Source organism: Chryseobacterium sp. T16E-39, assembly GCF_002216065.1.
Taxonomy (GTDB): Bacteria; Bacteroidota; Bacteroidia; order Flavobacteriales; family Weeksellaceae; genus Chryseobacterium.
Window position 1 is genome coordinate 2,911,535 of sequence record NZ_CP022282.1, and the last position, 23,708, is coordinate 2,935,242.

The following is a 23,708-nucleotide window of genomic DNA, read 5'->3' on the forward strand; positions in this document are numbered from 1 at the left end:
TCATTGTGGTGTCATTTCCCGTGTTCTTAAACATTGATTTTTACTTTAAAACAAAAATTATAAGATGGGAAGAAATAGAAAAACATTTTTTCCGGAGCTGAGCCGGCTTATCTATTTTAGCACCTTGCTTGTTTTTGCAGGTTGCTATCCCATCTATGAGATTCTTGATAATTATGGGGCAAAGATATAACTATTTTACAAATAAAAAAATAATTCGGAAAAAAATTACATTAATCGCAAAAACTCATCTAGAATAAATTTCAGATAATTTCAATGATTTATAGCTATTCAACGGAATATAGTAGGTCTTAAAAAAATTTATTTGTAACAATTTTTTGTTTTAGCCGTCTAACTGAATAGTAGTAAAAAAACATTATGAAAAAAATTGTATTCGTTTTATCTCTTCTGGGTATCGTAGCTATACATGCCCAGGAAAAGACCAATAACCCCGTAAAGGAAAAGCAGATTGAAGAGGTCGTAATGACCAAAACTAAAAAAGCCGTTGAACAAAAAGCCGACCGGACTATTTTTGATTTTTCTGAGCAACCGCAATTGAATAACGGGAATGTTTTAGAAGGAATCAAAAAACTTCCGGGACTCGTATCGACCGACATTGCAGGAATGATGTATCAGGGTAAAATCCTTGATGTTTACCTTAACGGACGTCCCTTAAATATTACATCTAATGAACTCAATTCCTTTTTGGAAGGGATGCCGGCTAATTCTGTAGATAGAATTGAAGTGATCACACAGCCAGGTGCCGAATTCCCGGCGACTTCAGGAGGTGCGATCATGAACATCATTACGAATAAAAACGCTAATAAATATTTAACGGCAACGTATTCCGGAAATTATTCATTTACCAACTATGGAAAATTCAGAAGCAGAACCAGCAACTCTTTGAATTTAAATGCAAGAAATAAATATTTCGGCTGGCAATTGAATATCGGACAGAACTATCGCGAAAGTATGCTGAATTCGAATCAAAATGATTTATTACTAAGCAACACAGATAGGATTGGTCGTGGTTATTTTGCAAAGTCGGGACTGACCTTTGATCTTGGACAGGACAGATTATTGGTGAACTACGATATCTATCACAATAAGAATAGCAACTACACAGACAGTAATGGTTTTGCCGATCTTCCCTATATACCTGTTAAAGACAGTATAAGAGAAGGTAATTTTCATGCCTTTGATGCTGCTTACACCAATAATTTAAGACAAGAAGCTGTTGTAACCTATCAGAAACGTTTTAGTGATAAATCTCAAAAGCTGGATTTCCAATTTGGGTATACTAAATCAACCAGCAAGTTTGATCAAAACAATATTTTTAGAGATATCACTTATATTAATCCTGAACAATCTATTCCAAGGTTTTCAGATGGCATCTTATTGAATAACGAGTCCGATATGAGGATCGCTAATTTCAAAGTAGATTATTCTCAACCGATCAAAATTCTTGATGGAGGAAAGGTAAGTTTCGGAGGATTGTATGAAAAACAAAATTTTGACACCCAAAGCAGAGGATTAACCAATCTTGATTATCAAAGACAAACAGCATCTACTTATTTAGAATTTCAGGCAAAATTGAAAAAGTTTGATTTCACTTTAGGATCTCGTGCTGAGAACTATGACATTTCTGGAATTACCAGAGTAATTGACAGTACTGGGGCTGTTGTTCAGAAAAACCTTATCCCTTTCAACAAATTCAAATTGTTCCCTAATGCAAGTGTACAATACAGTTTCATGAATCAGGTTTCTATTTCTGCCAACTATAATAAAAAGATCAGTTTACCGAGTATTTCTGCACTTAACCCAAACAATACGACATTCCAGGGACCCAACACTCAGGTTACTGGTAACCCAAATCTGCAACCAACTATCTTTGACAATTACGAAGTAAAGCTTTCAGCTTTTGACTATGCTTTTATCGGATATAGTGTGAGCTCAGCTAAGAACCAGGTGGCACAAATCATCAGAAAGGACGGAAAAAACCTTTTCAATGAACAGGTAAACATTTCGAATATGAGAATTCATAATTTCAATGTCGGTCTTCCTGTTCCTTTTATGATTTTCAGCAAACCGATGAGCGAGATCATGAAGTTTGACTTCAACCCTGACAAGATCAACTTTATGTATATCTACGCAGGCTATCAAAAGCATGAAATAGATAATTTGAACAACAAAGGCTTCTGGATTTTCAATGTGATGACACAATTGATCCTACCTAAACAAATAAAATTAACAGCCAACTACAGTTATTTAACTCCAAAAGCAGGATATTTCTACTTTACGGCAGAAAAACCATTCAGTAATACGGTTGATATTACTTTAACCAAAAAGTTTTTGGATAATCGTCTTACAGTTTCCGTTTTTGCCAATGATATCTTCAATGGACAGGTAATGCAGGTACGCTCCAATCCACCGACAGGAGAAGCCGTTACTTTGAGAACGAAATATGATACAAGAAACTTCGGAATCTCTATTAATTACAAAATACCAACTAAAAACAAATTGGCTAAAGAAGATCCGAATATTCTGAATAGTACGAAGAAGGAAGATAATGGAGGGGTGATGCAGCAGGATAGTAAGTAAAAAAGCGAAATCGCGGATTTGCGAAAGGGCGAAATTGTTAAATCGTTCAATTGTAAATTTGATTTAGGACATATTTGTCATTTCAATGGAGGAGAAATCTTTTGATAATTGAGTTGATTACATTGCCTACTAAAGTAAAGAATTAAAATAAAAATGAGGCAGTATGAATATTCTTACTGCCTCATTTATTTAAAACAATATAATTTAAAAATCGATGGTTTGAAACCTCCATTCTAATGTATCAATAAGGGTCAGTTGATTGATATTTAAAGGTAAATCTGTAATTATTTTTAAGGTGAGATGTGCCATCATACTTCCCACAATCCCCGGTAACGAACCCAAAACACCTAAACTATCACAATCTGGAAGATTTTCCTCAGATGGAGATTCAGGAAAGATATCTCTTAAATTCTTACTTCTATTGTAATTGAATATAGCTACCTGACCAGAAAATCCTAATATACTTCCATAAACCAAAGGTTTTTCTAATTTCACACAGGTATCATTAATTAAATATCGGGTGGTAAAATTATCCGATCCGTCCACAACAATATCATATTCGGAGATTATCTTTTCAATATTTGATGGTATTATTTTTTCTTCGATAGGAACAACATTCACATGATGGTTAAGGTTTTCGACAAAACTAATTGCGCTTTTTACTTTTGAAAACCCAATACTCTTTTCATTATGAATAACCTGTCGGTTCAGATTATGTAATTCCACAAAGTCAAAATCTGCAATCCCCAGTTTCCCAACTCCCGCAGCAGCCAAATACTGAATTACAGGACTTCCTAATCCGCCAGCACCTACAACAAGTACTTTTGCGTTTAAGATCTTCCTTTGTCCTGAAGTGCCTATCTCATCAATGAATATCTGTCGGCTATATCTTGAAAACATTTTTTCGCTATCCATGATCATCTTTTAAAAACCGCTATACACTGAATCCCAGTCTTTCATTACAGGATCATATCCTGAACTTCTGATCATATTTTGAATAACTTGCATGCTTCTTTCATCACTGGTCTCAAATTGTTCAAGAGATTGCGGATCTACAGCATACCCCCCCGGATTGGTTTTTGAACCCGCACTCATAGAAGTAGCACCAAGCGAAACAATATGATTCCTGAAATTCTCATTTTCTCTGGTAGAAATTGATATTTCAAGATCTTCATTCCAAATCCGATAAGCACAGATAAGCTGTAACAGATCTTTATCTTCCATGATAAAATTGGGCTCAATAATGCCTTCTGCCGGTCTTAGCCTAGGAAACGAAACCGAAAATTTACTCTTCCAGTATTCTTTTTGAAGGTAATCGATATGCGCTGCATTGAAAAAGCTGTCAACTCTCCAGTCTTCAAGCCCAAGTAAAACCCCTAAGCCCATTTTATGTATTCCAGCTCTGCCTACTCTATCCGGTGTATCCAGGCGAAATTGAAAATTTGATTTTTTCCCTTTTGGATGATACTGCTTGTACACTTCCTGATGATAGGTCTCCTGATACACCAGAATAGAATGAACTCCTTCCTGGTGTAATAATCTGTATTCATCTTCTGACAGAGGTTGCACTTCAATAGAAATATTGGCAAAATGAGTTTTTAATAAACGAACCGCATTTAGAAAATAGTCAATTCCGACAGTCTTATTCGCTTCACCACTTACCAATAATACGTGATTCACTCCCATCGTTTTGAGAACCGAAGCCTCTATCAGGATCTCCGTATCAGAAAGCGTTTTTCTTTTCAGTTTATTATCTAAACTAAAGCCACAATATGTACAAATATTCTGACACTCATTACTAAGATAAAGAGGAGCATATAACTGTATGACTTTACCAAATCGCTTTTGGGTAATAGCTCTTGTCATACCAGCCATTACCTCCAACTTTGAAGAGGCTGCTTTTGAAATCAGATTAAGAAAGTCATCAAGTGTTCTTTGCCTTTTTTGCAAGCTGTATTCTACATCAGATAAAGTGACATTCTCCAGCTTCCGTCTGATATCATTCCATTCATAGGATGTAAAAACTTCCTCAAAATTATTCATTCTGTAATCTTATTTATTCAAATAAAAATGAAGTCAGGGGACTTGATGCTTCTGCATGAGAACTAATTGCTCCTAGTCCTGCTTCATAGGCTCTTCTTCCTGCAATGACCCCTTCTTTAAAAGCCAATGCCATCCTGATAGGGTCTTTTGCCACAGCAATAGCAGTATTAACCAGAACAGCATCAGCTCCTATCTCCATCGCTTTTGCCGCATCAGATGGTGCTCCTATTCCGGCATCAACGACTACAGGAACTTTACTCTGACTGATAATAATTTCAAGAAAATCTAATGTACGAAGGCCTTTATTAGTCCCAATCGGAGCGCCTAATGGCATTACCACAGCTGTTCCTGCATCTTCAAGACGCTTACATAAAACCGGATCCGCGTGGATATAAGGCATTACGATAAAACCAAGTTTAGCAAGTTCTTCCGTTGCATATAATGTTTCGATAGGGTCTGGTAGTAAATATTTAGGATCAGGATGTATTTCCAGTTTCACCCAGTTCGTTTCCAAAGCCTCTCTTGCCAATTGAGCCGCTAAAACAGCTTCCTTAGCGGTACGTGCTCCTGATGTGTTGGGTAATAAATGGGTGTTTGTAGGCTTTAGCGCCTGAAGCAAATCGTCATCTTGTGAATGAGCATCAATCCTTTTTAGTGCCATCGTCACCATATTACTTTCCGATGCAATGATAGATTGGGTCATTTCTGCTAAATTCCCGAATTTACCCGTTCCAAGGAAAAGGCGTGATTCAAAATTTCTGTCTGATATTGTTAGTATTTGATTCATTTGAATGATTTTATAAATTCATTTGCTATGGATGGCTGATTGGTTATCTGCCCAGAGACAGCTACTCCATAGATTCCAATTTGCTGTAATAATTCTATATCTTCAAGGCGTACTCCTCCTATTGCGAAAATCATTGGAATATCAACTGATCTTGCTTTTAAGTCCTGAATTAATTGCTGATAGCCTTCAAAACCTAAAATCGGACTTAATTTTTCTTTGGTCTCCGTGAACCTTAAAGGACCTAAGCCTATATAATCGCAGGGTTCCTGGATTCTTTGAAGAACATGTTGTAAAGTATTAGCCGTTCCACCAATGAGTTTATTTGATCCTAAGATTTGTCTTGCTTTAAGTATGGAGTCATCATTTAATCCTAAATGCACTCCATCCGCTTCAATTTCTTTTGCTAATTGGATATGGTCATTAATAATACATTTTGCCTGATACTCATTACACAACAGTCTGGCTTTTTCACATAATTCAACCAACTCACTTTCAGATGCATTTTTCCACCGGACTTGAATCCATTTTACACCTGCATCTAAAGCATTGTAAATATTGAATTCCTGTTCTTCTTTTGTTTTCCCCTGGGAGATATATTGTAATTTTTCCTTGATCAATTTTTATTTATTTTGCTCATTATATTTCCTTATTGTCCTCTGACATTTCATGAAAACATCCAGAGGTCCTTCACTTTGCCAGATAGCTCCCAACAAAGCAACTCCTTCTGCTTCCGAATTAAGTACCGTCTCTATGTTATCTTCATGAATTCCCCCTAAAGCAATCAGCTTTACACTTTGGTTATTTCTCATTCTAACTTCTTCCAAAATAGTAGTTTCAGCTCCATATCCTTGTTTTGAAATACTTGGAAAAAATGGACTTAGAAAAGCATATTCCCAATCCTCCTCCAAGGAATTAAAAGCACTCATGGTATGTACTGAAGTAGAGATTGCATAATTTTCAGCATACATTGTATGCAATTCATTAACACGATCATACTCTCTAATATGTAAACGGGAAATACCATACTCCTCAGCCAGCTCAAAGTGGCTGTGCATAACCAAATGTGAGCGGAATGATTTATTAATCTGATCCAAAAAGCTAATCATTTCGTGATCACTGATAAAAGGTTTCCGGATATGAAATAATTCCAATCCTTCCTGAAACATTTCATTAACAGTCTCAGTTTCATCAGGAATGATTTCTTCAGGACTTATAACAATGATCATAAATAGATCTCCTTCCCGTTTTCAATAAACTCCTGAGACTTTACCAACATTCCCATTTCAGCAGACTCGCGTATTTCCTGAGTGATTTTCATCGAACAGAATTTAGGTCCACACATCGAACAGAAATGGGCAATCTTTGCTCCTTCTGCCGGCAGCGTTTCGTCATGGTAAGCTTTTGCGGTCTCCGGATCTAATGAAAGGTTAAACTGATCTTCCCATCTGAATTCAAACCTTGCTTTACTTAAAGCATTGTCTCTATATTGGGAACCCGGATGGCCTTTTGCTAAATCTGCAGCATGTGCTGCCAGTTTATAAGTGATTACACCATCTTTTACATCTTTTTTGTTTGGAAGGCCTAAATGCTCTTTAGGGGTGACATAGCACAACATTGCACAACCAAACCACCCGATCATCGCTGCTCCGATTCCCGAAGTAATATGGTCATAGCCTGGAGCAATATCAGTGGTTAGTGGTCCTAAAGTATAGAAAGGTGCCTCGTGACACTCTTCCAATTGCTTATCCATATTCTCTTTGATCATGTGCATCGGTACATGGCCAGGACCTTCGATCATCACCTGAACATTATGTTTCCATGCGATTTTTGTAAGCTCTCCTAAAGTTTCTAATTCTGCAAACTGTGCCGCATCATTAGCATCTGCTATAGACCCCGGACGTAATCCATCACCCAAAGAGAAAGCAACATCATATTTCTTCATGATCTCACAAATCTCCTCAAAATGAGTATATAAAAAGTTTTCTTTATGATGATACAGACACCATTTAGCCATGATAGAACCTCCACGGGAAACAATTCCGGTTACTCTATTAACCGTAAGATGAATATATCTAAGTAATACTCCGGCATGAATAGTAAAGTAAGAAACTCCCTGTTCCGCCTGTTCAATCAAAGTATCTTTAAAAACCTCCCAGGTAAGATCCTCAGGAACTCCTTTTACTTTTTCAAGCGCCTGGTAAATAGGGACTGTCCCAATTGGTACTGGGCTATTTCTTATGATCCATTCTCTGGTTTCATGGATATTCTTCCCTGTAGATAGGTCCATAATTGTATCTGCACCCCATCTGCAAGCCCAGACTGCTTTTTCCACTTCCTCATCAATACTTGAAGAAACAGCGCTGTTTCCGATATTAGCATTTATTTTAACCAAAAAATTTCGCCCGATAATCATTGGCTCACTCTCAGGATGGTTGATGTTATTAGGAATAATCGCTCTTCCGGCTGCTATTTCATCCCTTACAAATTCCGGGGTAATTTTATTTTTAGGAGTTCTTGCTCCAAAACTATTTCCAGCATGCTGAGAAGCCATTTCTTTGGAAACGGAGTCAAGTTGCTCGATCCTTTGATTTTCACGAATTGCGATGTACTCCATTTCAGGAGTAATAATTCCCTGTTTGGCATAATACAACTGGGTAACTTCTTTTCCTTCTAAAGCAACTTTGGGTTTATGATTATACGAAAAACGTAGATCATCAAGTTTTGGATCCGCCAAACGAGTTTTACCATATTCCGATGATATCCCGTCTAATACTTCTACATCTTTTCTGTCTAAAATCCATTGCTCTCTTATTCTTGGAAGACCTTTTAAAATATCGATCTCCGCATTTTCATCAGTATAAGGTCCGGATGTATCATAAACAGTCACAGGTGGATTGTGCTCAAAGCCTCCTTTACTAAGTTTGGTAGGACTTAAATGAATTTCACGCATTGCTACATTAATTGGATGAATTTGTCCCTCAACATAAATTTTCTTAGAATTGGGAAATGGTGAACATGTAATAGAATGTGCCATAAAATTTGGGTATTGTTATATAGGATTAACCGCCCTGCGTGGCAGTGATAATTAAAATTGAGTCGTTTTCCTGAAGTAAAGTATTCTGCCAGGATGAAATAGGAATAATACTATTGTTTAGAGCAACAGCAATTCCTTTTTTTCGGCCGGGAGCCTCCAAAGCCATTAATGCCTCCAGGTTTTCCGGCGGGACATTGAAAATTTTTCGGGTGTGGTTGATTATAAGTTCCATTCCAAGTTTTTGTTAAACAAATCACTTTAGGAATGGCTATAATTGTACAATAGAATGTACAACAAAAAGTCATCTCACTTTTCCCTACGCTGGTATGATCCAGATCAGGTTCAAAGGGTAAAGTCTCAGTCTGTTTGTACACAGACACCCCTAAAGTATGGAGCGAAGTTAGTTATTTTTTCAGAATGAGCAAAACTTCAACCCCTTTATTAAAATAAAAAAGTCTGCTATCACCAGAATAACAGACTTTTTTATTTTTAAGAAAAGCAATGTATATTACATTTCCTCACAAGCTCTCCAGATCGCATCATTCTGTGGAACAGGTGCTACAATCTCAATCTCTTCTTTGGTGACAGGGTGGATAAATTTCAGCATTCTTGCATGAAGATTTATTCCTCCGTCGGGATTAGACCTTGGTGCACCATACTTTAAATCTCCCTTAATAGGAACTCCAATTTTGGATAATTGTGCACGGATCTGATGATGTCTTCCTGTTTCCAGATCAATCTCAAGAAGCATATAATTATCAAGGGTCTTAATAACATTATAGGTTAAAATCGCCTCTTTTGCTCCATCAGTAACCTTTGGAAAAACGATAGCCTTATTATTCTTTTCGTTTTTCTTCAGATAATGAACCAATCTCTGATTATGCGGGATCATTTCCTTAGAAACGACTGCCCAATATGTTTTTTCGACCTCTCTGTTCTTCACCATTTGAGTAAGACGCGAAAGAGCTTTTGAGGTTTTAGCATAAATGACCAATCCGGAAGTAGGACGGTCTATACGATGTACCAAACCGAGAAAAACATTTCCCGGTTTAGCATCTCTTTTTTTTATAAAGCTTTTAATTAATTCTAATAGTGATTCATCACCGGTTTTGTCACCTTGTACAAGCTGACCCACTTTTTTATTTACAACCAAAAGATGGTTGTCTTCATAAGCAATCTGCTCCTCCATTTTAGTTTAGTTTACCTGTCTTCTATTGGATAAAGAAAGAATAATTCCTCCTAAAAGCCCAAGTGTTTTCATTCCTGCCAGTCTTGATTCTAATGGCAAAAATGCCCCTACAATACAAAGACCCGCAGCAGCATACATTGGGTAGACAAAATTTCTGTTCGACAGAAAAGGCGCCTGAATAGCAAAACTGATCCCTATGATGATATAGAATACTCTTTTAGAAAGAAGATCATTAACTTCTGGTGAAAAGAAATTGAACCAACCTATTGCTAAGCAGATTAAAGCAACAACGGAAATAATCCCCTGTATCGTTTGTTGATTATCTCTCATTAATAACTTTCTTTATCATTTGGAAAACTCACATCTTTTACATCTTTTACATACTGTGCAACCGCGCCTGTAATTTCTGTATAAAGATCAAGATATCTTCTTAGGAATTTTGGACTGAATCCCTGATTCATTCCTACCATATCATGGTAAACCAAAACCTGGCCGTCACAGTCAGGGCCTGCGCCAATCCCAATTGTAGGAATAGAGATACTTTCAGATACTTTTTTAGCCAAATCGGCTGGAATTTTTTCTAAAACAACAGAAAAACATCCAAGTTCTTCTAAAAGCTGCGCATCACTGATCAGTTTTTCAGCCTCTGCTTCATCTTTTGCTCTTACTTTGTAAGTCCCGAATTTATAGATAGATTGTGGTGTTAATCCTAAATGTCCCATTACCGGAATTCCCGCATTAACGATTTTCTTGATTGATTTTGAAATTTCTTTACCTCCTTCAATTTTTACACCATGAGCTCCGCCCTCTTTCATCATTCTTACAGCAGATTCCAATGCCTTTTCCGGATTACTCTGATAACTACCAAATGGTAAATCAGCAATTACTAATGCTCTGTCTACTCCACGGGCAACACTCTGAGCATGATAAATCATCTGATCCAAAGTGATTGGTAAAGTAGTTTCAAAACCAGCCATCACATTGGCAGCAGAATCTCCGATTAAAATAGCATCAACACCTCCCGCATCTACCATCTTCGCCGTTGTAAAATCATAGGCTGTAAGCATTGTTATTTTTTCCTTGTCGAATTTCATTTTACGCAAGGTTTCAGTCGTAACTTTTTTAATTTCAGAATGAACAGACATAATGTATCTATTTTTTAAAAGTTAAAAAGTCGGCTTGCGCCGACTTAAATTTTGTATGGTTTATAAAACTACGTGACCTAGTTTCATTAGTTTGTCGTGATTGAGAATTTTGATATTTCTACCGTCCACCTCTATGAGATCATCCTGTTTGAATTCAGAGATCAAACGAATAGCACTCTCTGTTGCTGTACCAATAATATTGGCAATTTCTTCTCTGGTCAGAGAAATTTTGATAAAACCTTCCGGATCAACCCCTAATTTCTGCTCCAGGAGCAATAAAATTTCAGCTAATCTTTCTCTTACTGTTTTTTGGGCAAGGAAGGTAATCGTATTTGAAGACTCTCCCAATTCATAAGCAATCTTCTGAAGCATTACGAAAGATAATTGAGAATCTACCTCTAAAAGATACATGAAAACATCAGCAGGTAGAAAAGTACATTCAATATCAGTCATTGCTTCAGCCTTAGCCTGAAAATTTTCTCCACAAAGTAAAGATCGGTAACCAATGATATCGCCTTCTTTAATAAATCTTAAGATCTGATCTTTTCCAAAAGCTCCTGATTTCGAAAGTTTAGCTGCTCCATTTTCTAAAAAGTACACTCCTTTTGGAGTTTCACCATCTTCAAAAATAGTATCGTGTTTTTGAAAATTTAATTTCTTCTTTGTGCTAATGTATTTTTCAAAATCTGCGCTTGAAAGTCTTTCCTTAAAAGATTTATCATTAAAAACTCTGGCGAACCTCTCTTCAATTGCAATCTGTTGTTCCTGCGACATTTTAATATGACATTTATCACAAAAATAGAACATTTTAAATCGATAAACAAAAAAAATTGTTATAATTTTGTACCTCAATAATTTATGGAGGTGAACGAGAACTGTTTTCATTGTGGTCAAGGCATAGAAAAAGAAAGAATTCTTTTTGACGAAAAAACTTTTTGTTGCAATGGTTGCAGATCGGTTTACGAAATTCTGAATACCAACAATCTAAGTAATTTTTACGAATTAAATAAAAGAGCAGGGATTCGTCCGAGTGATGAAAACTCTTCTCAGTTCGATTATTTAGACACTCCGGAAATCTTTGAAAAAGTCACTGATTTCTCGGAAGGAAACACCAGTTTAGTCACCTTCAAAGTTCCTGTAATACACTGTTCTTCATGCATCTGGCTATTGGAAAGCCTTCATACCTTAAATAGTGGGATTAAATATTCTCAGGTTAATTTTACAAGAAAGACCTTACAAGTTTCATTCAACCATAACGATCTAAAATTAAGCGAACTAGCTAAATTCCTAACCAATCTTGGATACAAACCGGTTATCAGTTTGGAAACAGCGGAAAAGAATGTTGACCATCTTGACAAATCACTTCTTGTCAAGCTTGCTATCGCCGGGTTTGCATTCGGTAACGGAATGTTCCTGGCCTTCCCGGAATACATTGGAGGCGAGGATTATTGGATGCAGCATTACAAAGGTCTTTTCAGAACATTGATGTTTTTGCTTGCCGTTCCTGTAGTTTTTTATTCTGCTTCAGATTATTACAAATCAGCATGGTACGGTTTAAAAAATAAAATTGTTAATATCGACGTTCCGATCGTTCTAGGAATTTTTGTCCTTTTCGGACGAAGTGCCTACGAAGTACTTACGAATTATGGGCCTGGTTATTTCGATACTCTGTGCGGACTTTTATTCTTTATGCTTTTAGGAAAAACCTTTCAGAAAAGAACGTACAGTGCACTATCTTACGATCGTGATTATAAATCATTTTATCCTATCGCTGTAACTAAAGTTGACTTTAATGGAAAACAGGATAATATTTTACTTTCTGAAATTAAAGTAGGAGACCGAATTCTTGTTAGAAATCAGGAAATCATCCCAGTAGACGCCATTCTGATCAATGGAGAGGGAAATATTGACAATAGTTTTATTACCGGAGAAAGCGAAAGCATCAGCAAACAGCCGGGAGACAAGATTTTTGCGGGCGGAAAACAAATCGGATCATCTCTTGAGCTTGAAGTTATAAAAGATGTTGACCAGAGCTACCTTACCCAACTCTGGAATAAAGAAGCATTCAAGAAATACGAAACCGGGCTGGACACCCTTACTAACAATATAAGTAAATACTTCACCTTTATTATATTGGGAATCGCTTTGGTATCAGGAATTTATTGGTCATTCATTGATCTTGAAAAAATGTTCCAGGTCGTTTCAGCGATATTGATAATTGCTTGTCCTTGCGCACTCGCACTTTCTGCTCCATTTACGTTTGGGCACATTATGAGAATCCTTGGTAGAAATAAATTCTATGTAAAGGATACTTTGACCATTGAAAAAATTGCAAAAATTGACACACTCGTATTTGACAAAACAGGAACTATTACCCACAGAAAGAAAACCAATATCAAATACGACGGCTCACAAATATCTGAGTTTGATTTACTGAACATTAAAACATTACTAAAAAACTCAAATCATCCTCTTTCAAAATCATTGTATGAGTTCATTGATGTAAATGATGATTATTTTCCCGTTGACAACTTCCAGGAGATTTCAGGAAAGGGTTATGAAGCCAATGTACGAGGAAGTAACTATAAAATCGGGTCTGCTAAATATAATGACCAGGAGTCTAAAAATCTTGAAACAGCGGTTTATATAAGCAAAAATGGCGCGTTTTTAGGTAAATTCATTTTCAAGAATGAATACAGAGGCCATCTTAAAAATTTATTTAAATCCCTTACCAACTATAAAATCTTTATCTTAAGCGGAGACAACTCTTCTGAAGAAGGTCAATTAAAAGACATCATTCCAAATTGTAAGGCAATGGCTTTCAACCAAAGCCCTGAAGATAAACTTAATTACATTAAACAGCTACAGGATCAAAATCACAGAGTAGCCATGCTTGGAGATGGTTTAAATGACGCCGGAGCATTAAAGCAAAGTAATGTGGGTATCGCAATCGCTGATGACACCAATAGCTTCACCCCTTCTTCCGATGTTATTATGAATGGTGACAAAGTCGTTACTTTAGACAGATACCTGAACGTCTGCAAAGGTTCGATAACAATTGTGAAAATGACATTCATAATCAGCTTTCTGTACAATATAGTAGGTTTAAGTTACGCTGTTACAGGGCATATGCACCCGCTCTTCGCAGCGATAATCATGCCAATAAGTTCAATCACTGTAGTTGCTTTTACTACAATTTCAACCTGGATCCTGGGTCGGAAATACTTTACCAAAGAGGCGTAGAAGCCCTTATTTAGACTGATTTTAAATTAGCGAGAATCGCTATTTCGTGATGAATGTCATTATTTTTCACTAAATTTGAACCCCGAAAATAGGTTAATTTTGTTGTCTGATGGATATTCTATATTTAATGATCCTATGCAGTGTTTCTTTGGCTGCAATTTTCTTGGTCGTTTTTATAGTAAACGCCCGAAAAGGACAGTTTGAGGATGATGAGTCCCCTGCTGTTCGAATTCTTTTTGACTCTGGTGAAATAAAGGAGAAAGAAAAAGACGGCAACAAAACAAACGAGAAAGAAAAAGGAGAAAATAATAAAATTGAAGAAAAAAGTGAATAGTTGATATGGAGACACAAAAGTTTAGTTATGACAACAGTATTGTTCGGGCATTTCTTTATGCGACCATAGTTTTTGGGCTTATAGGGTTTACGTTCGGGCTTACAGCAGCCTTAATGCTTTTCTATCCCGAATTGCCAGAATTTTTATTTGGTACTGATGACACCACCATTCAGAGTTTAAAGAGTGGTAATATTCAGGGACTAATTAATACCCATGGTGCATTTGGTTTTGGTAGAATCAGAATGTTGCACACCAACACCGTAATCTTTGCATTCGTATGTAATATCGTTTATACCGGTATTTACTACTCTTTACAAAGATTATTAAAGACAAGAATGTACAGTGATACATTATCTTGGTTACATTTCTGGACTTGGCAGTTTATGATTGTTGCTACGTTCATTACGTTCTTTATGGGGATCAATACTTCTAAAGAATACGCTGAGCATGAATGGCCAATCGATATTTTAATTGCTTTCTCGTGGATCATTTTCGGTATCAACATGTTCTTAACTATTGCTAAGAGAAGAGTAAGACACCTTTATGTAGCTATCTGGTTCTATATCGGTACTTGGATCGCAGTAGCAATGCTTCACATTTTTAACAACTTAGAAGTTCCATTATCTTTTACAGGATGGAAATCATATTCAGCATATGCTGGAGTAAAAGATGCTATCGTACAATGGTGGTATGGTCACAATGCAGTAGCATTCGTATTGACAACTCCGGTTTTAGGTTTAATGTATTATTTCTTACCAAAAGCTGCAGACAGACCAGTTTTCTCATATAAACTGTCTATCATTCACTTCTGGTCATTAATTTTCGTATACATCTGGGCTGGTCCTCACCACCTTCAGTATACAGCACTTCCAGCTTGGGCTCAGGCTGTAGGAACAGGTTTCTCTATCATGCTTATCGCACCATCTTGGGGTGGTATGCTTAATGGTCTTCTTACCTTAAGAGGAGCATGGGACAAAGTAAGAGAAAATCCTATTCTTAAATTCTTCGTAGTGGCTGTTACCTGTTATGGTATGGCAACTTTTGAAGGGCCTCTTTTAGCGACAAAAAACATCAACAAAATTGGACACTTTACGGACTGGGTAATTGGTCACGTACATTTAGGTGCACTTGGATGGAATGGTTTCATGGCATTCGGGGTAATCTATTATTTGGTCCCTATCTTGTGGAGAACAAAAATATGGTCTGTAAAATTAGCTAACTGGCATTTCTGGTTAGGAACTTTAGGAATTATTTTCTATGCAGTACCAATGTATATTTCAGGATTTACTCAAGGATTGATGTGGAAACAATTCAACCCGGATGGAACACTATTGTGGAAAAACTGGTTAGATACTGTAACTGCAATTATTCCTTACTTTAAAATGAGATTTGTAGGAGGTCTATTCTATATCTCAGGAGCAATCTTAATGATTGTAAACGTTGTTGCAACGGTAAGAAAAGGATCATTCCAAAAAGAAGTTCCGGCAGAAGCACCTGCTTTAGCTAATATTACTAAAAACAGAAAAGAAGGAGAAGGAACTCACCTTTGGTTGGAAAGAACTCCAATATTATTAGGGATTTTATCTTTCTTAACCATTTCTATTGGTAGTTCAGTTGAGATTATTCCTACTTTATCTCTTAAGAAAAGTGTACCTACCATTTCAGCAGTGAAGCCTTATTCGCCGCTAGAATTAGAAGGTAGAGATATTTATATCCGTGAAGGTTGTAACGCTTGTCACTCTCAGATGGTAAGGCCATTCAGAGATGAGATCGTAAGATTTAACGGTAAAAACGGACAGTATTCAAAAGCGGGAGAGTTCGTATATGACAGACCATTCTTATGGGGATCTAAGAGAACAGGACCGGATTTACATAGAGAAGGAGGTAAAAACCCAAGTTCTTGGCACTATAAGCATATGTATAACCCAAGATCAACTTCAGCAGGTTCTATTATGCCTCGTTACCCTTGGTTAATTGCTACGAATTTGGACAGATCTAAAATGGTTGCTAAAATGGAACTTATGAAAAATACTTTCGATGTTCCTTATACAAAACCTCAGATAGATTCTGCTAATAAGTGGGCAGACAATCAGGCAGCGAAAATTGTAAAAGATATCTTCTCTGAAGCAAATGACTTAAAAGTAGCCTATGCTAAGAAACCTAAAGGTGAATTAGAGAAAAAAGAGGTTGTAGCTCTTATCTCTTACTTACAAAGATTGGGTACTGATATTAAAACAACAGAAATAAAAACAGCAAGTAATAACTAAAAAACATTAAGGCTCAATGATTCCTCAGAACTTTAAAGATATATTATCCAATACAGAAAACGCTGGTTTTTACCAGACGCTGGCTCTGATTTTCTTTATGCTGTTCTTCGTCGCTTTAGTAATATATGTTTTTAGCAGGCCTAAAAAATATTATAAAGAAGAAGAAGAGGCACCTCTGCAGGATGATGAAGATGACTTTAATTTAAAAAATTAAAAATTTATTATGAAACAAAGAACACCGGTTGTTATAAACATCTTGATAATAATTGGACTTTTAATAGTTTTTTATTATTTATTTGTACAAAGCTACTCGTTTTTAGCTTCACCATACTTCTGGGGAACTGTTGTGATAAGTGCTATTCTGGCTTATATTCATAGCTCCATTGGAGACTTAATTGAGAATAATAAATTCAAGAAATTATCTCCTGAAGAAAAAGCGGCTTACTTGGCTGAGAAAAAGATTCCTTTCTTAAGAAGAATGTATGACAGTGCATTCAAAAAGCAATCTGTTACAGAAGAGAAAGATATTCTTATTGACCACGGTTTCGATGGTATTATGGAATTAGATAACCAGTTACCAAAATGGTGGGTAGGTTTATTCTATTTTGGGACTGCTTTTTGTATTGTATATATATGCGCATACTCTTTCACAGATTTCGCTCACCCATTAAGCGAATATGAAAAAGAATATAAAGAGCAAATTGCAAGTATTGCAGAGTATGAAAAAAGCCAACCTCCTGTAACAATAGAAACCGCAAAATATTCAGCGGATAATATTGCAGACGGTAAGGAGCTTTTCAAAACCAACTGTGCATCTTGCCATGGTGAAGACGGAAGAGGAGGAATTGGCCCGAACTTAACAGATAACTATTGGATCAACCAGCCTGAGAAAACATTATTTAAAAACGTTTTCCATATGGACTGGAATGGTTCTCCAACGAACCCTGCTATGAGACCATTTGGTAAGAATGGAGAAGTTTCCGGTGCAGAGATTGAAAAAATTGCAGCTTTTGTATATCACATCAATCAGGAACAACCTCCAATTACAACCGCTCAAGGTGGAGCTGCTCCTCAGGGAACAGAAGCTCATTGGGAAAAAGAATAATTTCAAAAAAAATTAAAACATATGAAAAGCATAATTTGTTATTAAAAAAAATAGTAACCAATTATGCTTTTCTTTTTTTAAACATATTACAAAATGTCAGACATAGAAGAAATAGAAGTACGCGGCGGACAGGGACAGGTTCTGGACCCTGAGACTTATAGAGATTCTATAGGGACGATGGAACAATCCGGAAAAAGAAGATGGGTGTTCCCAAGAAAACCTAAAGGTAAATACACCAACTATAGAAATATTGTAAGTTATATTTTACTACTCATATATTTTGCGGTTCCATTTTTAAAGATCAATGGAAACCCCTTTCTTTTGTTTAATGTAATCGATAGACAATTTTTCATATTTGGACAGCCTTTTTATCCTCAAGACTTTTTTATTCTGACTTTAGGAGCTATAGCATCTTTAATATTCATTATTATTTTTACGATTGCATTCGGAAGAATTTTCTGCGGGTGGATATGTCCTCAGACAATTTTTATGGAATCGATATTTCGTAAAATAGAATTTATTATTGAAGGTGACCGAAACAGGCAAATGAAGCTGGACAGACAGCCTTGGAACACTGAAAAAATATGGAAAAGAAGCTTAAAGTGGACCGTTTATATAATCATATCTCTGATCATCACCCACTTTATGTTCATGTACATTGTTGGATATCAGGAAGTATTCAGAATTGTTTCTGAAGGTCCGTTTGCCCATCCCACAAACTTTATAGTAATGATTCTTTTAACCGCTGCATTTTACTTTGTATTTGCATGGTTCAGAGAACAGGTATGTACATTGGTTTGTCCATATGGAAGGCTTCAGGGTGTTTTAATTGATAAAGATACCATCAACGTTTTCTATGACTTTAAACGTGGAGAAAACCGGTCGAAATGGAGAAAAGGTGAAGACAGAAAAGCTGCAGGAAAAGGAGATTGTATAGACTGTCATCAATGTGTTGTCGTTTGTCCTACTGGAATTGACATCAGAGATGGACAACAACTTGAGTGTGTGAATTGTACGGCATGTATTGATGCCTGTGACGAAGTAATGGAAAAAGTGGGTCTTCCAAAAGGATTGATTCGGTATGCCTCTGAGAATGAAATTGAGAATCAAACAGAATTTAAGTTTACCGGAAGAATGAAAGGCTTCGCAGTAGTTCTTGTCTTTCTTGTTGGATTCCTTGGTTACCTTCTTTACAATCGTGGAGAAATGGAAGCTAAATTCATCAAACCTGCAGGAAGTACATTTTTTGTAAGAGATGGTAAAATCACAAACACCTATAATTATACCTTCCTGAACAAGACAAATGATAAGAAAATTGTCACGATCAAGGTAATGGAACCGGCAAAAGGTGAGGTTATCTACAGTGCATCCAGTAAGATCACAGTAGAGCGCGATAAAATATCAAAAGGAACAATTAATATAAGTTTCCCTGAAGATGCAATGAAGCTATCAAAACAAAATATTACGATAGGCGTTTATGATATGAAAGGGAAATTGGTCGACTCTTATAAAACCTACTTCGAGGGACCATTTAAATTAGATTTTTAATTTTAGAAACCTCTGTGATTCTAGATTTATCTGATAATAATTAAGATCACTCAGGTTGTAATATTTATAAAAGAAAAAACCGGAAGAAATGAAAAACTTTAGTTGGGGACACGGTGTTGTAATTGCGTTAGCATCATTTATTATCTTTATTTTATCAATGTTATTTCTTTTCCCGAATGGACAAAAGAACTCAGAAATGGTAACTGATAATTACTATGAAGAAGAACTACAGTACCAGGATGTAATCGATGCAAAGAAAAGAGCAGATGAATTACAGGAAAAACCTGTTTACACTCAGGATACAAACGGAATAAAAATAGTATTCCCAAAAGAATATAACAATTCTAATACAACTGTGAAGTTTGTTTTAAACAGAACTGATGATCAGAATTTAGATATTAAAAGATCTGAACAGCTGGATGCAAATCAATCATTTGTAATACCCTCCAAAGTATTAAAAATTGGTGGTTATACTTTACGATTGATGTGGACTAAAGATAAGGTCAACTACAGAATGGATTATGACGTGATATGGAAATAGCACTTATTTTATCGGCAATAGGATTAGGCTTCGCTTCCGGCTTTCATTGCATCGGAATGTGTGGTCCTATAGCACTGTCGATGGGATTGACAAAAAAGCAGGCTACTAATTTTTACCTTCAGAATCTTACCTATCAGTTTGGAAGAATATTTACATATTCCCTTCTGGGTGGTATTTTAGGGATTATTGGCCAGGGATTTGAAATGGCTGGATTCCAACAATACTTAACCATTGCCGTTGGAATTCTCTTGATTGTAATGGCCGTTTTTTCTTTCGGAGGAAAAGATTTTGCTTCAAAAATACCTTTCTTTTCAAGATTTTTATTTTCTGTAAAATCGAATTTGGGAAGGCTTCTTCAAAAGGCTGACTACCGTTCAAGATTTACAACAGGTATTCTCAACGGATTTTTACCTTGCGGGATGGTTTATATGGCACTTACAGCGAGTTTAGCAAGCGGAGGGATATGGCAGGGAGCTTTATATATGGCTTTATTTGGATTTGGAACCCTTCCGTTTATGTTTGCTGTTGTTCTTGTCGGAAACCTGATGAATCAGGCTTTCAGAATGAAGGTATTAAAAGCGATTCCGGTTATTATGATCATTTTAGGGGGATTATTCATTGTAAGGGGGATGGAGTTGGGTATTCCCTATCTTTCTCCAAAAGCTGAAGCAATGACTATTTCTAAAGATCATAACCATGACGCCGTAAATTGTCATTGATATATTAAATAAACTAATCTTATTATCTACTGCTCACTTATAATAATCAGATCTGAAAAGGTCCTATTTATAAAAGCTATTTATAACGATATAAAATGAAGAAGTAGTCTACACTTCTTCATTTTTGTTATATCAACCATAGATTTCATCTTTGACATACTTCGTTACTATAAGTCTGAAAAAAAGAAAGTCTACCTGCATTCTCCGAAAATTGTATCATTAATCACAAATAAAAAGTGTAATCATTAAAGCTGAAACAGTGAAATCCTATATTTAACTGTAACAAATTAACATTCAACATATTGATTACCAACACATATGATTCTATCAAGGCATTTTAAAGGATAATGTTTATATCAAAAAATTATTATTAGTACCAATCTCCTGATTAGCCATAAATTTGTTGAATTAAAGCATTATTTTAGGTTACTCATTGCTCTATATATGTCTATAAGTTAGGATTGAGTCTGCTGCAAATATTGAGTTGGAGGAATCCCTTCAATCTGCTTAAAAGCCTTATTGAATGTAGACTGATGTTTGAAACCTGACAAAGTATAAATATGAACTAAAGTATACTTATTGAGTTCATTATTATCAAGTAATTCTTTAGCTCTTTGAATACGGTAGGTGTTAACAAAAGTATTAAAATTCATTTTTGTGAATGTATTAATCGTCTTAGAAATATAGGTTGAATTAGTATTCAGAGAAGCAGCCAGCTGTGAAATACTGAAATCCGCAGATAGAAAGGGTTTCTCATTCTCAAAACACAAAACGACCTGACGGTAGAGCTCTACATATTTTTCTTTTTTTCCAGAAGAATCATTGATCTCACTCTGACTATTTACTTTAGTAAGAGGAATACTTGCAAGACGTAGAACAGAAATTTTATTGCTAAAATACAGAATCATAGAAGAAAGATAGAACACAGAAAGGGTCATCAAAATGTTAACAATCAAAATATAATGGGCAGAGATTAAATATTTTTCACGCAGTCTAAAAGTATCAGGAACGACTAACGTTAAAATTATGAGCGATAATATGTAAAGACTCCAATAAATAATGGTTCTAAAACTGAAAATATGCAAAAGCCCAATAGGGATGAGAAGAAGCCAGGCAAAAGAAATGAAGCTTTGTTTCCAACAAATAAAGATAAACATGTAGATATGAACGGAAAGAAGTAAGAAATAAAGATTAACAAATGGTTTAATCTGCCTAAAAGGTATGTTATAGGTATAAATAAAGATAAATAAAGTAATACCAGCCCATAATCCATTTACACCGGCAAATAGGTAATTATTTTGATATAAAAATAACGCGGCAAATACAACTTGAATTGCAGTAACAGAGCACAAAAAAAATTGAATATATTCCTTCAATACAAACTGTACTTTAGTCTTATAATTTTTCATAATTCATCATTCTGCCACTAAAATAAAAATTCTAAAATTAAGCCCTAAAATGGATATATGTTATAAAGTATATGCTTTTACGAATAGCTTTCCAGCATATCAAATTAATTAATTTAAAAACACAACTAAAATTATATAAAATGAAAAAAAATTATTATCAAAGAACCATTTTTACCCTTGTACTCTTTGTATTTAGTATTTCCTGTTATGCACAGGTAGGCATAAATACAACGTCCCCACATCCCAATGCCCAATTAGAAATATTTTCTGAAAGCAAAGGGCTACAGGTACCACGTTTAACAACTTCACAAAGAGATGCAATGGATCCATCTCCAACACAATCAGCCAACGGAATCATTATATTTAATACCACAACTAAATGTCTGGAATATTACAATGGAACCCAATGGGTAAATTGGTGTGGTAGTGATACGACCAGGGAGACTCTGGTGACTCGCTTAAATTGCTCAGGAACTCAGACTGGACTATTCTCTGCCAATCAGCCAAGTACCGGAACAAAAGAAATCATGTATGAAGGAGGAAATGGAGGTTCATATTCAAGCATGAGTATAGCTTCTACAGGAGTAACAGGTCTTATTGCTACGGCCCCTGCGGGAACATTAGCAAACGGAAGCGGAACGATTATTTTTGACATAAGTGGGGTTCCTACTACAACCGGGATGGCTTACTTTACTATAAACCTTGGTGATAAAACGTGTACGTTCAGTATAAATATTGATTCTGATACCAATAACTTTGATACATATACTGTTATTCAAATAGGAAGCTCCGCCAGAGAACTTCCCAATGGGATCCCTATTATAGGCACGGAAGCAAATAACGGTGGATTTGGAAGTGGCCTTCCTAATGGACCCGGTGTCACTACCGAATTGTTACGCACTGTTTTATCCGGATTAACAAAACCGGTAGAGTTTCTGGGATTGATTCCTAACAATAATTCAATAGAAGGTCTGAGAAAGATATTTGAGAACACTGCTTCGGATAGAAAGAGACGCGAAGTCGTTTTAATATATACAGGCTACAATATTTCAAGCCCTACATTTACCAGCCAAATTAATAGTCTAATCAATGACTATTATGTAAGAAAAGGAAAAATATATCTGACCTCTGCCGATGAAGGAAACTGGAATAGTTATACATTTTTCTCGACTGATAGTTATGGTAAAGTAAACGCATACCTCCCATCATACAGTATAGATGGAACTAAGCTAGTAGAACAAGGAGACATATTTCCTACAAAATACGGGAATGTAACTTCCAGTGGTGTCCTATCTTCAAAATATTGGGGTAATAGCCTGGTTCCACCTACCAATGCTTCAATCGTTTCGCATATTATTTCGTCCAGCACAGCAGGTGCAGTGGGAGCACCGATAATTTTTAAAGATAACAATTACAATGGAAAAGTTTGGGTATTTGGAGATACAGATGCCTACTGGCAAAGGGACACAGCTGTTTTTGGTGCACAACCGTATTTAAATACCAGCTGCACATCCAATGACAGACAAAAGTTTACTTGTAATATGTTTCATTATATTACACGAAAAAATTTAGGACTACCTGTCAATTAAAAAAATGATTATTCTAAGATAAAGCAAAATGAAAACTCCCGATTTAAACAATTAAATCGGGAGCTTTTATTTTACGAGATAACCTGATTTGTTGTACCCTCTATAATATTCAAAAGCTTAAAGTAGGCTATACTTTTGGATATCCGGATCACTAACT

22 protein-coding genes and 2 riboswitches are annotated in these 23,708 nt (G+C 35.9%); of the genes, 10 read left to right on the forward strand and 12 right to left on the reverse strand.

The window, feature by feature from the left end:
- Nucleotides 1-75: 75 nt before the first annotated feature.
- Nucleotides 76-176: riboswitch (SAM-I-IV-variant riboswitch) on the reverse strand.
- Nucleotides 177-375: 199 nt separating this feature from the next.
- Nucleotides 376-2,598 (forward strand): outer membrane beta-barrel family protein, encoded by a 2,223-nt coding sequence (locus CEY12_RS13085; RefSeq protein ID WP_089028108.1) that lies wholly within the window; start codon nucleotides 376-378, stop codon nucleotides 2,596-2,598.
- A gap of 204 nt (nucleotides 2,599-2,802) precedes the next feature.
- On the opposite strand, the gene CEY12_RS13090 is transcribed toward CEY12_RS13085, so the two are convergent.
- The 11 genes from CEY12_RS13090 to CEY12_RS13140 all read right to left on the reverse strand — a co-directional run bounded on the left by CEY12_RS13090 (nucleotide 2,803) and on the right by CEY12_RS13140 (nucleotide 11,570).
- Entirely contained in the window at nucleotides 2,803-3,513 is a 711-nt protein-coding gene (locus CEY12_RS13090; RefSeq protein WP_089029873.1) for a HesA/MoeB/ThiF family protein, read from the reverse strand.
- Nucleotides 3,514-3,522: 9 nt separating this feature from the next.
- Nucleotides 3,523-4,641, reverse strand: a complete 1,119-nt coding sequence (gene thiH / locus CEY12_RS13095) for a 2-iminoacetate synthase ThiH (protein ID WP_089028109.1) — start codon at nucleotides 4,639-4,641, stop codon at nucleotides 3,523-3,525.
- Nucleotides 4,642-4,654: 13 nt separating this feature from the next.
- Entirely contained in the window at nucleotides 4,655-5,428 is a 774-nt protein-coding gene (locus tag CEY12_RS13100; protein WP_089028110.1) for a thiazole synthase, read from the reverse strand.
- Complete coding sequence (thiE, locus tag CEY12_RS13105; protein ID WP_317043920.1) at nucleotides 5,425-6,045, reverse strand: thiamine phosphate synthase; 621 nt, start codon at nucleotides 6,043-6,045, stop codon at nucleotides 5,425-5,427. Before thiE ends, CEY12_RS13100 begins: the two co-directional genes overlap by 4 nt.
- Nucleotides 6,046-6,048: 3 nt before the next feature.
- Complete coding sequence (locus CEY12_RS13110) at nucleotides 6,049-6,654, reverse strand: thiamine phosphate synthase (protein WP_089028111.1); 606 nt, start codon at nucleotides 6,652-6,654, stop codon at nucleotides 6,049-6,051.
- Nucleotides 6,651-8,462, reverse strand: coding sequence for a phosphomethylpyrimidine synthase ThiC (gene thiC, locus CEY12_RS13115; RefSeq protein ID WP_089028112.1), 1,812 nt, complete (start codon nucleotides 8,460-8,462; stop codon nucleotides 6,651-6,653). Before thiC ends, CEY12_RS13110 begins: the two co-directional genes overlap by 4 nt.
- Before the next feature lie 25 nt (nucleotides 8,463-8,487).
- Nucleotides 8,488-8,694: a sulfur carrier protein ThiS gene (gene thiS / locus CEY12_RS13120; RefSeq protein ID WP_089028113.1), complete on the reverse strand. Its 207-nt coding sequence runs from the start codon at nucleotides 8,692-8,694 to the stop codon at nucleotides 8,488-8,490.
- 64 nt (nucleotides 8,695-8,758) lie between these two features.
- Nucleotides 8,759-8,856: riboswitch (TPP riboswitch) on the reverse strand.
- Nucleotides 8,857-8,970: 114 nt separating this feature from the next.
- Complete coding sequence (locus tag CEY12_RS13125) at nucleotides 8,971-9,651, reverse strand: RluA family pseudouridine synthase (protein ID WP_089028114.1); 681 nt, start codon at nucleotides 9,649-9,651, stop codon at nucleotides 8,971-8,973.
- 6 nt (nucleotides 9,652-9,657) lie between these two features.
- Entirely contained in the window at nucleotides 9,658-9,981 is a 324-nt protein-coding gene (locus CEY12_RS13130) for a hypothetical protein (protein ID WP_089028115.1), read from the reverse strand.
- The gene (panB, locus tag CEY12_RS13135; RefSeq protein WP_089028116.1) at nucleotides 9,981-10,796 is read right to left on the reverse strand and encodes a 3-methyl-2-oxobutanoate hydroxymethyltransferase; all 816 of its coding nucleotides are present in this window, start codon (nucleotides 10,794-10,796) and stop codon (nucleotides 9,981-9,983) included. The genes CEY12_RS13130 and panB overlap by 1 nt, the downstream gene beginning before the upstream one ends.
- A gap of 60 nt (nucleotides 10,797-10,856) precedes the next feature.
- Nucleotides 10,857-11,570, reverse strand: a complete 714-nt coding sequence (locus tag CEY12_RS13140; protein ID WP_089028117.1) for a Crp/Fnr family transcriptional regulator — start codon at nucleotides 11,568-11,570, stop codon at nucleotides 10,857-10,859.
- 90 nt (nucleotides 11,571-11,660) lie between these two features.
- Here CEY12_RS13140 and CEY12_RS13145 point away from each other — a divergent pair, with 90 nt between their 5' ends.
- The 8 genes from CEY12_RS13145 to CEY12_RS13180 all read left to right on the forward strand — a co-directional run bounded on the left by CEY12_RS13145 (nucleotide 11,661) and on the right by CEY12_RS13180 (nucleotide 20,553).
- Nucleotides 11,661-14,039 (forward strand): heavy metal translocating P-type ATPase, encoded by a 2,379-nt coding sequence (locus CEY12_RS13145; protein WP_089029875.1) that lies wholly within the window; start codon nucleotides 11,661-11,663, stop codon nucleotides 14,037-14,039.
- Between the two features lie 109 nt (nucleotides 14,040-14,148).
- Complete coding sequence (gene ccoS, locus CEY12_RS13150; RefSeq protein ID WP_089028118.1) at nucleotides 14,149-14,373, forward strand: cbb3-type cytochrome oxidase assembly protein CcoS; 225 nt, start codon at nucleotides 14,149-14,151, stop codon at nucleotides 14,371-14,373.
- 5 nt (nucleotides 14,374-14,378) lie between these two features.
- Nucleotides 14,379-16,640 (forward strand): cytochrome-c oxidase, cbb3-type subunit I, encoded by a 2,262-nt coding sequence (ccoN, locus tag CEY12_RS13155; protein ID WP_089028119.1) that lies wholly within the window; start codon nucleotides 14,379-14,381, stop codon nucleotides 16,638-16,640.
- A gap of 16 nt (nucleotides 16,641-16,656) precedes the next feature.
- Nucleotides 16,657-16,854 (forward strand): cbb3-type cytochrome oxidase subunit 3, encoded by a 198-nt coding sequence (locus tag CEY12_RS13160; protein WP_089028120.1) that lies wholly within the window; start codon nucleotides 16,657-16,659, stop codon nucleotides 16,852-16,854.
- Between the two features lie 9 nt (nucleotides 16,855-16,863).
- Nucleotides 16,864-17,745 (forward strand): cbb3-type cytochrome c oxidase N-terminal domain-containing protein, encoded by an 882-nt coding sequence (locus CEY12_RS13165; protein WP_089028121.1) that lies wholly within the window; start codon nucleotides 16,864-16,866, stop codon nucleotides 17,743-17,745.
- A gap of 93 nt (nucleotides 17,746-17,838) precedes the next feature.
- On the forward strand, nucleotides 17,839-19,293 hold the full coding sequence (ccoG, locus tag CEY12_RS13170) for a cytochrome c oxidase accessory protein CcoG (protein ID WP_089028122.1): 1,455 nt from the start codon (nucleotides 17,839-17,841) through the stop codon (nucleotides 19,291-19,293).
- A gap of 88 nt (nucleotides 19,294-19,381) precedes the next feature.
- A complete protein-coding gene (locus tag CEY12_RS13175; RefSeq protein ID WP_089028123.1) occupies nucleotides 19,382-19,834 on the forward strand; it encodes a FixH family protein in 453 nt (150 codons plus the stop codon).
- Nucleotides 19,825-20,553 carry a sulfite exporter TauE/SafE family protein gene (locus CEY12_RS13180; RefSeq protein ID WP_089028124.1) on the forward strand — a complete coding sequence of 243 codons (729 nt, stop codon included), beginning with the start codon at nucleotides 19,825-19,827 and terminating at the stop codon, nucleotides 20,551-20,553. Before CEY12_RS13175 ends, CEY12_RS13180 begins: the two co-directional genes overlap by 10 nt.
- A 455-nt stretch (nucleotides 20,554-21,008) precedes the next feature.
- Here the strand turns inward: CEY12_RS13180 and CEY12_RS22285 are convergent, their stop codons facing one another.
- Nucleotides 21,009-21,491, reverse strand: a complete 483-nt coding sequence (locus CEY12_RS22285; RefSeq protein ID WP_157676817.1) for a helix-turn-helix domain-containing protein — start codon at nucleotides 21,489-21,491, stop codon at nucleotides 21,009-21,011.
- 611 nt (nucleotides 21,492-22,102) lie between these two features.
- On the opposite strand from CEY12_RS22285, the gene CEY12_RS13190 reads away from it, so the two are divergent.
- Nucleotides 22,103-23,551 carry a hypothetical protein gene (locus CEY12_RS13190; RefSeq protein ID WP_089028126.1) on the forward strand — a complete coding sequence of 483 codons (1,449 nt, stop codon included), beginning with the start codon at nucleotides 22,103-22,105 and terminating at the stop codon, nucleotides 23,549-23,551.
- Nucleotides 23,552-23,708 lie beyond the last annotated feature (157 nt).